At 33.8% G+C, this 12,785-nt stretch carries 10 protein-coding genes; 3 read left to right on the top strand and 7 right to left on the bottom strand.

Annotated features, from left to right (window positions below):
* Positions 1–75 precede the first annotated feature (75 nt).
* Positions 76–2,115: an insulinase family protein gene (locus IEV15_RS12795; RefSeq protein WP_229734157.1), complete on the bottom strand. Its 2,040-nt coding sequence runs from the start codon at positions 2,113–2,115 to the stop codon at positions 76–78.
* A gap of 11 nt (positions 2,116–2,126) precedes the next feature.
* On the bottom strand, positions 2,127–3,452 hold the full coding sequence (locus tag IEV15_RS12790; protein WP_188362923.1) for a M16 family metallopeptidase: 1,326 nt from the start codon (positions 3,450–3,452) through the stop codon (positions 2,127–2,129).
* 201 nt (positions 3,453–3,653) lie between these two features.
* Here IEV15_RS12790 and rplU point away from each other — a divergent pair, with 201 nt between their 5' ends.
* The gene (gene rplU / locus IEV15_RS12785; RefSeq protein ID WP_188362922.1) at positions 3,654–4,013 is read left to right on the top strand and encodes a 50S ribosomal protein L21; all 360 of its coding nucleotides are present in this window, start codon (positions 3,654–3,656) and stop codon (positions 4,011–4,013) included.
* A gap of 23 nt (positions 4,014–4,036) precedes the next feature.
* Positions 4,037–4,297: a 50S ribosomal protein L27 gene (gene rpmA, locus IEV15_RS12780; protein WP_188362921.1), complete on the top strand. Its 261-nt coding sequence runs from the start codon at positions 4,037–4,039 to the stop codon at positions 4,295–4,297.
* Between the two features lie 47 nt (positions 4,298–4,344).
* On the opposite strand, the gene IEV15_RS12775 is transcribed toward rpmA, so the two are convergent.
* The 5 genes from IEV15_RS12775 to IEV15_RS12755 are packed head-to-tail and all read right to left on the bottom strand — an operon-like array spanning position 4,345 to position 11,583.
* The gene (locus IEV15_RS12775) at positions 4,345–4,881 is read right to left on the bottom strand and encodes a hypothetical protein (RefSeq protein ID WP_188362920.1); all 537 of its coding nucleotides are present in this window, start codon (positions 4,879–4,881) and stop codon (positions 4,345–4,347) included.
* A gap of 54 nt (positions 4,882–4,935) precedes the next feature.
* Positions 4,936–8,406, bottom strand: a complete 3,471-nt coding sequence (locus IEV15_RS12770; protein WP_188362919.1) for an efflux RND transporter permease subunit — start codon at positions 8,404–8,406, stop codon at positions 4,936–4,938.
* Positions 8,407–8,430: 24 nt separating this feature from the next.
* Positions 8,431–9,597 (bottom strand): efflux RND transporter periplasmic adaptor subunit, encoded by a 1,167-nt coding sequence (locus tag IEV15_RS12765; RefSeq protein ID WP_188362918.1) that lies wholly within the window; start codon positions 9,595–9,597, stop codon positions 8,431–8,433.
* Between the two features lie 26 nt (positions 9,598–9,623).
* Positions 9,624–10,970 (bottom strand): TolC family protein, encoded by a 1,347-nt coding sequence (locus IEV15_RS12760; RefSeq protein WP_188362917.1) that lies wholly within the window; start codon positions 10,968–10,970, stop codon positions 9,624–9,626.
* Positions 10,971–10,986: 16 nt separating this feature from the next.
* On the bottom strand, positions 10,987–11,583 hold the full coding sequence (locus IEV15_RS12755) for a TetR/AcrR family transcriptional regulator (protein ID WP_188362959.1): 597 nt from the start codon (positions 11,581–11,583) through the stop codon (positions 10,987–10,989).
* A gap of 174 nt (positions 11,584–11,757) precedes the next feature.
* Here IEV15_RS12755 and IEV15_RS12750 point away from each other — a divergent pair, with 174 nt between their 5' ends.
* On the top strand, positions 11,758–12,732 hold the full coding sequence (locus IEV15_RS12750; RefSeq protein ID WP_188362916.1) for a polyprenyl synthetase family protein: 975 nt from the start codon (positions 11,758–11,760) through the stop codon (positions 12,730–12,732).
* Positions 12,733–12,785 lie beyond the last annotated feature (53 nt).

Raw genomic sequence — 12,785 nt, 5'->3', positions numbered from 1 at the left:
TCAAAATTTTATTATTGTAATAGCAAAAAAAAGACTGCCATTGCTGACAGTCTTTTTCATCAAAAAATAAACTACTTATTTAAAATCTTCTTCTGTTACTCCTTCATTGATTTTTACATCTGAAGTAATTAACTCTAATTCCATTCCGATATTCAAAGTCGTTTTGTGTGGGAATTTAATTCCTTTCACTTCTTTGTAATCAGCGTAATAGGTGGTTTGGGTCATTTTTTGACCCATTTGCTCCATTTCTTTCGCTTCACCTACTTTTAATCCTGATTTTACATCAAAGTAATAGGTTGTTTTTCCGTTTTTAACCGCATATGCATCAGCACCATTAATGTTTTCAACAGCACCTAAAGTCAAGTCGGATTTATTTAAAAGATTTAATTCTTCAAACGGTACGGCACTTGATTTCATTTCGGCCAATTCTTCACCGGTTAAATCTTTACGTTGCCCTTGTTGCACCATATAACCACCATTCTCATTAACTACTTGTTTCATTAAAGACATCCCCATAGCTTTCATTTCAACAGCCATTTTGTTGCTTGAAGAAACTTTTGCAGTCATTTCAAGAGCTGTTCCTTGAATAGTACCCGAAGAAGTAGTCATGATAGTTTTCACTTCAGACAATGCTTTTTGGCCACCAATTGCATTAATGTATTTCTCTAAAACAGATTTAGCACTTACATCAGCACTAACTGCTTTTGCAACAGGTTTATCTACTTTGTTACCATATTTATCAAAATAGAAAATAGGTATGTTTAGTTTTTCCAGTCCAGGTAGTACATCAGCAGCTTTACTAACTACCAATATACGTAGGTTGTCTTCTAGGAAATATTTTTTAGAAACTCTTAAAATGTCATCAGCAGTCACAGCATTGATATTTTTGATGTAGTTTTCAAAGAAATCAGCCGGAAGACCTTGTGTTTTTGTTTGAAGAGCATAACGAGCTACAGTTGCTGGTTTTTCAATTTGCATTACAAAATTTCCAACATATCCTGCTTTTACATTTTTCAACACATCGTCAGACACTTTTTCAGTTCTGATTCGTTTGATTTCTTTAAGGATTTCAACTACAGCACTGTCTGTAACAGCATTTCTAACTTGTGTAGTAGCAGCAAAGTTATTTACATATTTGTTTCCTCTTAAAATAGAACGAGCACCATACGTCCAGCCATGAGCTTCTCTCAAGTTCATGTTTAAATAACTGTTGAAATCACCACCTAAGATTTGATTAGCTAAAAGAGCTGCAAAATAATCTTTGTCCGTCATTTTTAAATTGGTGATGTGCACTGCTGCAATTTCTGATTGCACCGCATTTGGAGCATCTACAAAGTTAATTTGTGTGTATTGAACATCTTTTGGGTTTGTATAAGAAGCCGCAGGAGCCGTTCCTTTTTTCCAAGAGGTAAATAATTTTTCAACCGAACTTTTAACTTCATTGAATTTTACATCACCAACAATTACCAAATAAGCATTTGACGGCGTAAAATAAGTAATATAGTTTTGTTTTACGTCTTCAAGCGAAATGGCATTAACGGTTTCTTCAGAAACATATTCACCTCTTGGGTGGTTTTTTCCATACGCCAAAACGTTTTCCACTCTTCTTGCAATAGCAGGTACGCTTTTTTCCTGTGATTTTAAACCTTCAATAAGTTTTGCTTTTTCTTTATCAAATTGGTCTTGTGTAAACAATGGATTCAAAGCTCCATCAGCCATTAATTCCAAAATACGTTGTGAATATTTAGATAAGCCGCTGGCAAAAGCACCGTTAGAACTAAAGTTAATTGAAGCACCTAAAAAATCAACTTCTTCATTGAAATCATCTTTAGAAACGGTTTTAGTTCCGTTACCCATTAAAGCTCCTGTTAAATCGGAAACTCCTTTTTTAGCACCTTCAGCATATGGAGGTGTGTCGATGGTTAAACTATATGAAACTCTTGGAAGTTTGTTGTTTTCGACTACCAAAACTTTTAAGCCATTAGGTAATTCAAACGTTTGTGGTTTTCCGATATTAATTTTTGGTGCAGGTCCCGGTTTGGGTTGCGGTCTATCTTGTGCTTGCATAGTAAAAGTTAATAACAAGCTCGTTACAATAATTAGTGTTTTTTTCATGATTCTTTGTCTTAGTTTTGAGCTTTATCTGATTTTGGAACGTAATCCATTATTAAGCGTTGGTTAGGATTTAAATACTTTTTGGCCACGTCTCTAATTTCTTCTTTAGTAATAGAGCGGTAAATTTCAATTTCAGTATTAATTAAATTCACATCACCATAAAGCATGTGGAATGTTGCTAAATTACCAGCAATACCTTCAACTGATGAATTGCTATCTACATATTGGCTCTCGTAGATGTTTTGTAGTTTTTGGTATTCTTTTTCAGAGATTAGTTCAGTTTGAAGCTTTACAATTTCTTTGTCAAATTCAGCAATCATGTCATTCGGTGTGTTGCTTCCCATTGGTAAGCCGTATAAAATATACAAGCCATAATCTTCTTGGCTGAAATTGAATGCTCCAATTTGAAGGGCCATTTTCATTTCGTCTACCATTTTTTTGTAAAGTCTAGAGCTTTTTCCATCTGATAAAATTGTAGAAATCATATCTAAAACACGAGCATCTCTAGTTTTCATAGAAGGGGTTCTATAGGAAACCATTGCCATTGGAATTTGGATGTTTGGGTCTTCATATCTAGCTCTTAAAGGTTGTGTGATTGGATCTTCCACAAATTTTTCACGAGTGATAGGAGCTCCTTTTGGAATGGATCCGAAATATTGGTCAATCCATTTTTTGGCTTGAGCAGGATCAAACTGACCTGCCACTACCAAAGTAGCGTTGTTGGGTACATAAAACTTTTTGTTGAATGCTTGAAATTCTTCCAAAGTTGCTGCGTCTAAATGTTCCATAGAACCGATAGTTGCCCAACGATAAGGGTGTTTGAAAAACATGTTTCGTTTTACTTCCGCTAAAATGTTTCCGTACGGTTGGTTGTCAACGCGTAAACGTTTTTCTTCTTTCACTACTTCGTTTTGCGTATCCACACCAATTTGGTTGATAACCGGGTGAAGTAAACGTTCAGATTCCATCCATAAACCTAATTCTAAATTATTAGATGGGAAGATTTCATAATAATACGTTCTGTCATCAGAAGTATTTGCGTTATTTGTACCACCGTTTCCGGTTACAATTTTAAACCATTCGCCACGCTCGATATTTTTAGTTCCTTCAAACAAAAGGTGTTCAAAAAAGTGGGCAAAACCTGTTCTCTCAGGATTTTCGTCTTTTGCTCCAACATGATACATTACAGAAGTGATCACAACAGGAGCAGAATTGTCTTGATGTAAAATCACGTGCATACCGTTATTTAGGGTGTAATGTTCAAACTCAACTTTTTGAGCAGAAACAGTACTTCCTAGCATAAGAACTGAACTTAAGGCCATTAAAGATTTTTTCATAAAAATTAGTGATTTATTTTTTGATTCTAATAAGAGTGCAATTTCGGTATTTTGTTACAGATTTACTAAGTTTTTTTTTAAATATTAAAAATGACCTCTTAATTTTTTCTCTAGATTCATTTATTTTTTGATTTACAGTTGTGTGAATCATAAATAGTTGTATATTTGCAACCTTAAAAAAATCAATTAAAACATATTGTTATGTACGCAATCGTAGAGATAGCAGGGCAACAATTTAAAGTAAGCAAAGACCAAAAAGTATTTGTTCACCGTTTAGCAACTGAAGAAGGAAGCAAAGTTTCTTTTGACAAAGTGATGTTGTTAGATGATAATGGAACAGTTACCATTGGCGCCCCCGCTATAGAAGGTGCTTCAGTAGAAGCCAAAGTGATTCAACACTTAAAAGGTGATAAAGTAATTGTCTTCAAAAAGAAAAGAAGAAAAGGTTACAAAAAGAAAAATGGTCACAGACAATCATTTTCTCAAATTGTTATTGAGGGAATTAATGCTAGTGCACCAAAAAAGAAAACTGCTAAAAAAGCGGAAACCACAGAAGAATAATTAACATTTAAAACTTAAACATCATGGCTCACAAGAAAGGTGTCGGTAGTTCCAAGAATGGTAGAGAATCAGAATCGAAACGTTTAGGCGTTAAGATATATGGTGGTCAAGCAGCTATTGCAGGAAATATCATTGTAAGACAAAGAGGTTCTAAACATAACCCAGGTGACAACGTTTACATGGGTAAAGATCACACGTTACACGCAAGAGTTGACGGTGTGGTTAAGTTTCAGAAAAAAGGAGACAACAAGTCGTTTGTATCTGTTGTTCCTTTTGAAGCATAAGAACCACTCATAGAGAATAAGAAATCCCACTTTTAAGGTGGGATTTTTTATTTTACAGTTTCCTTAAATGAGTGCACTATTTGTTCCATGTTTTTGAAGTTTGCCTTTTTTTGTTTTGAACTGGTCCAGCTCACAATTTGGTAATAGTGTTTTTTACCTTCTATAAAGCCGAGATGGTATATAATTTCGTGTGAATCAACGGTGCCTTCAATCGTGAAGAGCTTGGCTTTTTTATCGTCAATAGTGACGTCTTTAATTTCAGAAAAATTATTTTTCTCAACCATCAGTTTTAAATTATCCGTAATCAAATTGGTATATCCAGTAAAATTACTTTCATATTGATTGTCTAATGCCACCATCATTTCATTAAATTCTGCTTGAGGTTCATCAATCACTACCGTAAAAAACTCTTTTGCTTCATTTTGAACTTGAAGTGAAGCATCTCTATTTAAAATAGCGGTTTGACTCATGAAGTTTGGAACTTCAATTGTGTATTGGTTTTTAATTTTGATTGATTGGATTTCTTCTTTGGCACAGCCTATTAATAAAAGGGATAGTAAAAAGAAACTTAAAAATGTTTTCATGTAAAATGTTTTACGCAAGATAAAAAAAACCACGCTTGCACGTGGTTTAATTGGTTAAATTGTTTCAGCATTTAAATCTAATTTTTTCTTCTTTTTCTTTTTTACTTTAATTTTTCCTTTGTGAAGTAAAAAGAACATCACCGGAACAATTACTAAAGTAAGGAAAGTGGCAAAAATTAATCCGTAGATAACGGTTTTAGCCAATGGTCCCCAAAAAATTACGTTATCTCCACCCACATATATGTTGGGGTTATAATTGATGAATAGACCAAAAAAGTCAACGTTCAATCCCATTGCTAACGGGACTAACCCTAAAACGGTGGTAATTGCGGTTAACAAAACCGGTCTTAAACGCGAACGACCCCCTTCTACAATTACATCTAAATATTCTTGTTTGTTTAATAAACCGTCTTCATCCAACCCTTTTTCATGTAACTTTCTGTCAATGAGCAATTGTGTGTAATCAATTAATACAATGGCATTGTTTACTACGATTCCTGCCAAGGAAATTATTCCCATCATGGTCATTATAATTACGAAGTCATTTTTGAAAATGACCATTCCGAAAAATACACCGGCAAAACTCAGTAGGACCGAAACCATAATAATAATTGGTTTGGAAACTGAATTAAATTGAGCAACCAAGATTAAAATAATTCCTCCCAACGCAATTAATAAAGCTTTAACCAAGAAACTCATGTTTTTAGATTGCTCTTCTTGCTCACCTGTAAAAGAGAAATTAATGTCTTTTCCTATTTGATAATCTTCTAATTCTTTTTTAATTTTTTCAACTATTTCATTTCCATTATAACCAGTTACAACATTGGAGTAAACGGTTATCACTCGCTTTAAATTTTTTCTTTTAATAGTGTTGAAAGTCGTAGAATTTTCATTAGAAGTAATCGAAGAAATTGGAACTTGAACCAATTTTCCAGAAGCTTGATCTCTAAACGTTATTGGTTGATTGTAAATGATGTTATTGTCATTCCGTTGAGCTTCCGGTAAACGAACGTTGATTTCAAAATCGTCTTTTCCGTCTTTATAAGTAGAAATTTTTTCGCCAAAAATAGCTCTTCGCAATGTTTGTCCTACTTGACCTGATGTGATTCCAAGTTGACCGGCTTTGTCTAAATCTACCGTTACGTCTACACCCGGTTTTTCTTTGTTTACATCAATTTTAAGCTCTTCAATTCCGCCGATGTTTTTTCCGTCGATAAAACTTTTCATTTTTTTAGCTTCCATCAACATCGCATCATAATCTTCACCCGAAATTTCAATATTTACAGGATATCCTGCAGGCGGACCGTTTTGTTCTTTTTCAACAATTACTGAAACGCCTGCATAACCTTGGACAGCAGAACGGATTTCTTCCATCACATCCAAACTGTTTAACCCTTTTCGGTATTTGAACTCCCTCATGGTTAACGTAACTTTTCCACGGTTAGGCATGTCGTTTTGAGCACCACCTTCGGTTTGCGGATTTCCGGCACCTTGACCTACTTGACCAATGGCACTTTCTACCATATAATTATCGCCGTCTTCCACATATTTATTGGCTATGGCATATACTTTTTTCTCAATCTCTTTTGTAAATTCATTGGTTTTTTTGATGTCTGTTCCTTCGGGGAATTCAATATAAACCATAATTTGATTGGGTTGATTTTCTGGAAAGAACAACACATTTGGTTTTGCAATTCCAACCGCTATGAATGATAAAATCAACAAGCCGAATGTGCCAAGAAAGAATGCCCAAGGTTTTCTTCCGCCAAGAGCAAATTGTAGAAATGTTCGGTATTTGTTTTCAAGCCAAACTAAGATAACTCGTTGAAAATAATCTTGTGCTCCAACTAGAAAATATTTGTAAACCCATAACATTATGGCAAAGAAAAGCATCAGGTTTCCAAGACCTTTTAATCCTCCAGCATTTGAGATGAATCCTGAAACAAGCATGATTAATCCAATCCCACCTACAATCCCGCTTAAATTTATAAGTGATTTTTTACTCATTTTTTCTTCTTTTATTTTCATAAAATCAGATGTTAGCATGGCATTAATAACTAACGCTACAAATAAAGAAGAAAATAGTACTACGGATAATGTCATTGGAAAATAAATCATAAATTTCCCCATCGTTCCAGGCCATAATCCCAATGGGAAAAATGCAGCAAGCGTAGTTGCTGTGGATGCGATAATTGGCCAAGCAATTTCACCAATACCTTCAATGGCGGCTTGTTTTCTGGTTTTTCCTTCACTCATTAAGGTGTAAACGTTTTCCACCACAACGATTCCATTATCCACCAACATTCCTAGTCCCATAACTAATCCAAAAAGCACCATTGTGTTTAAGGTAATTCCGAAAGAAGCCAGAATCATGTATGACATAAACATTGAAAGTGGAATAGCAAAACCAACAAATAATGCATTTCTAAATCCTAAGAAAAACATTAAAACACCGATTACAAGAATTACCCCAAAAATGATATTGTTCACCAAATCATCCACTTGAGCAATCGTTCTTTCTGATTGATCGTTTGCATAAGTAATGGTTAAACCTTCGGGGAAATAATTTTCTTTGGCTTTGTCGATAATAGCTTTTAGACCATCTACAGCTTCCACCATGTTCTTGCCACTTCGTTTTTTGATATCGAGCATCACAACGGGTTTGCCATAATCTCTAGCATATGTTGTACGTTCTTTTTCTTTAAAAGTAATAGTAGCAATATCTTTTAAATATACATTTCCATCTTGTTTTTTTACGATGATGTTTTCTAAATCAGACGGTTTTTCAATTTCGCCTATAACACGAATATTTTTCTTAATTCCGTTGTTTGAAACACCTCCGCCAGAAACTGTTTTGTTTTCATATTTCACCGCATTGATAATGTCGTCAAAACTTACTTTTGCAGAGGACATTTTGTACATATCAACCGCAATTTCAACTTCTTTATCTTCGGCACCACGAATGGCAGCCTCTTTAATTTGTGGAAGTCTTTCGATTTGATCTTCTAAATATTCAGCGTATTCTTTCAGTTTTTCGGATGAAAAATCGCCGGTAATGTTGATGTTCAAAATTGGAACTTCTTCGGCGATATTCAAATCAAAAACGTTTGGTTCTACTTTTCCGCCGCCGTCGATGGTTGGCCATTCAGTATCGGATTTTACAAGGTCGACCTTATCTTTTACCTTTTGTTTGGCATCTTCAACCGAAATATCTTCGTCAAATTCAACCAAAATCATCGAATAATCTTCCAATGTATTGGATGTAATTTTCGTTACACCCGAAATATTGTTGAATTCTTCTTCCAAAGGTTTGGTTATCAGCTTTTCAACATCTTCAGCCGAATTTCCCGGATTTATCGAACTAACATAAATTTTAGTTTCAATAATTTCAGGAAAACTCTCTCTCGGCATCGAATAATACGACATCAATCCACCAATCAATAGTATGGCTGTGATGACATAAACCGTCATTTTATTATTAATTGCCCACGTTGAAATGGCAAATTCTTTATTTATTTTACTCATCAGAGGTTTGTTTTATGAGTTTATTTATTTGATAACTTCAACAGTGATGCCGTCTTTCAATGATTTTGCACCATCAGTAACCACCATTTCTCCCGGTTCTAAGCCTGATTTGATTTCAACAAAAGCACCGGTTGTGTAACCTAATTCCACGGTTTTTTGAACGGCTTTTGCATTGTTTTTGCTGTCAACATTCGCAACAGTATAGACAATTTTCTTTCCTTCGGCATTTTCTTGAATGATGTTTTCAGGGAGCAATAACGCTTTCGGGTTTTTATAATCTTCAATCTTCAACACCGCAACTTGGTTTGGTCTAAGTAAATTATCCGGATTTGGCAATGCGATTTCAATTCCGAATGTACGGTTGTTTGGGTTGATGTAATTGCCCACTTGACGTACTTTTCCTTGATAGGTTTTCCCTAGAGAATTCAAATAAACTTCTACTAAAGCACCTACTTTTAATTGGCTAATGTAATTTTCCGGAACATTTGCGGTAACATACATATTACTTAAATTTACAATTCTAAACAATTCCATCCCTGGAGAAACCACTTTTCCTTTTTCGGTAATCACTTCGTCAATTGTTCCTGAAAAAGGAGCAATAACGTTGGTTTTGTTTAATTGTGATTTAATTTGGGCTACTGCTTTTTGTTGACTTTCCAACGAAGTTTTAGCTTGTAAAAACTGAATTTCTGAACCAATTTTTTGATCCCAAAGATTTTTTTGTCTTTCAAAAGTAGTTTTCGCTAAAGCTAATTGTGTTTCGGCTTGAGCTAATTGAGAACCCATTCCTCCGTCATCAATTCGAGCTAAAATTTGTCCTTTTGAAACTTTTTGACCTGCTTTTACATAAACTTGCGTTAATATCCCTGAATATTCCGGACTGATTACGATGTTTTCTTTCGTATCCACGTTTCCTTGAATTTCGATGTAATGTGTGAACAAAGAGTCTTTTAAAGTAACTGTTTTTACTAACGGATTTTTTTTGTTCGGATCTAATTCGGCGATGGCTTTATCTAATTTTGCTAAATCGGCTACTAATTTTTCATATTCTTTGTGAACGATTTCGCGAGATGATTTGATTTGATTTAAATCTTTTGACTTAACAACATCATCCACATTTACATCACTTTTTTCGCCTGAACAAGCCGAAACTAAAAGTGAAAAAGTAACTAAGTATAGAATTTTTTTCATAATATATTGATTGAATTTTGATTGATTTAATTTGTTTTTCCGATTGCTTTTTCTAAAGCTGCTTTTCTACTGATGACATCTACCATAGACTGAAGATAACTTTGTTGTGCAGAATATAATTGACGTTGAGCGTCTGTAAACTCAAAACTAGTTGAAAGACCTTCAGTAAATTTTACTTGTTGCTTTTTTTCGATGCGTTCTGCCAAGGATAAGTTTTCTTTTGAACTGAAATATTGTTCTACACTGTATTCATAATCACTTTTGGCATTTTGGTATTGTAGTTTCAAACGTTGTTCGGTTTCTGTTAACTGAGTTTGAGCTTGTTCTAATGCAATTTTTGACTGTTGCACTTTTGCGTTTTTACCAAAACTGCTAAAAATGGGAACGTTTAAACCAACGCCTAAATTGGAATAGTTAAACCATCTTTGATTTTGTGTAAAAAATTCAAATTGATCACCAAAAGCATTGTAACCAAAATTCAAATTGGCTGATAGTGAAGGTAGAAATTTGCTTTTTTCTAACTTCATTTCCAACGTTCGTTGTTCTACGAAGTTGGTTGAAAGAGCGTAATCAATACTGTTTTCTACTTCAAACGATGAACCGGTTAAAGCCATGTCTAAATTGGATACAGTAAGGTTTTCTAATTTATCGGTTAGAGAAAGTTCTTCTTCCAGCTCAATTCCCAAATTGATTTTAAGCATGTTGTATGAAATATCTTTTAACCGTTTCGTATAATTCAGGCTACTGTTTATACTTGAAAGCGTGATTTTTAATTGTTCCACATTTTCTTCTTCAATTAGACCGTTTTTGAAGGTTTGTTCAGTGTCAAATAATGTTTTATCTAATGTAGCTTTATTCTTTTCTAAGATTGCAATATTTTCTTCGGCTAATAATACATTTCCATAGGAATTGATAATCATTTCACGTACTTCCAAATCGGTTTTCTTTTTTGAGCTTTCATAATATTGTAAATACGTTTTTGAAGCTTGAAGTGCAACAATATAGGAGCCATCAAAAATCAATTGACTTAAAGTTGAACGGGCTACCATGGAATGCTTGGTGCCAAAAGCAAATGTTGAAATTTGGTTTGGATCGCCATCGGGATCAAATACATTACCTGATACAGCTTGTGTTTGTAGTTTAAAATTATTTTGATAATCCAAGCCGGCGTTAATTTGTGGTAATCCAGATGCTGTGGTTTCCCATTTTTTCTTTTTTGCCGCTTCAATGTCACGACCTGAATTAATTGCAGAGTAATTGTACTGTAAAGCATAATCAATTGCTTGCTGAAGCGAAAACGAATAGCTTTTTTTAGTTTCTTGTGCCTGCATACCTAAACAAGCGAGCAAGAGGAAGATTGATAATTTCTTCATGTTTATTGATTGATGATTATTGATTGAATTTTTCTAACTGATTTTCTAATTCTTTGATGCCTTCTGGTGTGGCAATAGCTCTAGTATGATATTCTAAAGCTTCATATTCCAGTTGTTGTGTTTCTTTTTCTAAAATTGTATTTTCATTGATGCTGAAAATTAAGATATAATAAAATTTAGCATAGGTTTCCACGTTAATTGTGTTTCTGTATAAACCTTGTTGAATTCCTTTTTCGATATTTTGTGTGAAAAACCAATTGCATTCTTCCAATTGTTTACTCATTACATTCTCATAGATGGCGGGATAATGTTTTTTTAATTGATAGATAGGCGATGTGTCTAAATTGACGAACATATCTCGAAACATTTTTCTAACCATAAAATTTTCTTCAATCGCGTTGTGATTGTTTGATGCAATTTTCTCAATTGTACCATGAACTTGTTTGTGAACCGCATCGGTTGATTGTTCGATTAAAATTTCTTTATTGGCAAAAAACTTATAAATGGTTTTCTTTGAAATGCACATTTCGCAAGCAATATCATCCATTGTAATGCTTTTAAAACCCAATTTCAAGAACAAGTCGGTTGCTTTACTAATAATTTTATCTTTCATCATTTTCATTAAAATTCGTGTGCAAATGTAGAGCGGAAACTTTTAACACCAAAATAGTTTCCAAAGTATTTACAATTATTTAACATTTGTTTTGGATGTAATTATTCGTCAGGTTTCTACATTCGGTTTTTTTTGGTTTTCTTTGTATTCCATTAAACTAAAAATCTTTCATCAATGCATTCTATTGCGGTTTATCAAGAACATTTTCTTGTACATTTAGAAAATCAAAAAATTTTAAAAGAACCTAAAAATCTGTATGAACCAATAGATTATATTTTGCGTTTGGGTGGAAAGAGAATGCGTCCGGTTTTGACTTTAATGGCGACTGAGGTTTTTGATGTTGATTTTACAAAAGCACTTTCTGCTGCAACAGCGGTGGAAGTTTTCCATAATTTTTCATTAGTTCATGATGATATTATGGACGATGCTCCATTACGAAGAGGAAAAGAAACTGTTCATGAAAAATGGAATATTAATACCGGAATTTTATCCGGAGATGCGATGTTGATTTTGGCGTATCAATATTTTGAAAGTTATGAACCTGCAATTTTTAGAGCATTAGCGAAATTATTCAGTAAAACGGCTTTGGAAGTTTGTGAAGGTCAGCAATATGATGTTGATTTTGAAACTCGAGACGATGTTACTATTCCTGAATATTTAAAAATGATTGAATATAAAACAGCTGTTTTGGTTGGTGCCGCTATGAAGATGGGAGCGATTATTGCCGAAACATCAGAAGAAAATGCCAATTTAATTTATGATTTTGGTTTGAATTTAGGTATCGCTTTTCAATTGCAAGATGATTATTTAGATTGTTTTGGAAATCCAGAGACTTTTGGCAAACAAGTTGGTGGCGATATTATCGAAAACAAAAAAACGTATCTTTACTTAAAAGCAATGGAATTTGCCAAAGCAGAAGAACGTGAGCAATTGTTACATTTATATTCCATTCAACCCAATGATAATTCAGAAAAAATTGAATCAGTAAAAGAATTTTTTAATCAAACCGGATCCTCAGAAGCAACTCAAATCGCGATTGAAGCGTATACTATAAAAGCCTTTGACACCTTAACCAAAATGCAGATTGGGGAAGATAAAAAAATGGTTTTGAGAGCATTTGGAGAGAAGTTGATGAAAAGAAAGGTATAGAAGGTAATGGGTAAAAGGTAATAGGAAGTAATAGCTATAATAAACAAATAATC

It is taken from the genome of Flavobacterium orientale, from assembly GCF_014638005.1.
Lineage (GTDB): Bacteria > Bacteroidota > Bacteroidia > Flavobacteriales > Flavobacteriaceae > Flavobacterium > Flavobacterium orientale.
This window is presented reverse-complemented; position numbering and strand designations above follow the sequence as displayed.

Bases quoted from the DNA above. Each gene is read 5' to 3' on its own strand.
- IEV15_RS12795 (WP_229734157.1), bottom strand. From the start codon at position 2,115: ATGAAAAAAACACTAATTATTGTAACGAGCTTGTTATTAACTTTTACT.
- IEV15_RS12790 (WP_188362923.1), bottom strand. From the start codon at position 3,452: ATGAAAAAATCTTTAATGGCCTTAAGTTCAGTTCTTATGCTAGGAAGT.
- rplU (WP_188362922.1), top strand. From the start codon at position 3,654: ATGTACGCAATCGTAGAGATAGCAGGGCAACAATTTAAAGTAAGCAAA.
- rpmA (WP_188362921.1), top strand. From the start codon at position 4,037: ATGGCTCACAAGAAAGGTGTCGGTAGTTCCAAGAATGGTAGAGAATCA.
- IEV15_RS12775 (WP_188362920.1), bottom strand. From the start codon at position 4,881: ATGAAAACATTTTTAAGTTTCTTTTTACTATCCCTTTTATTAATAGGC.
- IEV15_RS12770 (WP_188362919.1), bottom strand. From the start codon at position 8,406: ATGAGTAAAATAAATAAAGAATTTGCCATTTCAACGTGGGCAATTAAT.
- IEV15_RS12765 (WP_188362918.1), bottom strand. From the start codon at position 9,597: ATGAAAAAAATTCTATACTTAGTTACTTTTTCACTTTTAGTTTCGGCT.
- IEV15_RS12760 (WP_188362917.1), bottom strand. From the start codon at position 10,970: ATGAAGAAATTATCAATCTTCCTCTTGCTCGCTTGTTTAGGTATGCAG.
- IEV15_RS12755 (WP_188362959.1), bottom strand. From the start codon at position 11,583: ATGAAAGATAAAATTATTAGTAAAGCAACCGACTTGTTCTTGAAATTG.
- IEV15_RS12750 (WP_188362916.1), top strand. From the start codon at position 11,758: ATGCATTCTATTGCGGTTTATCAAGAACATTTTCTTGTACATTTAGAA.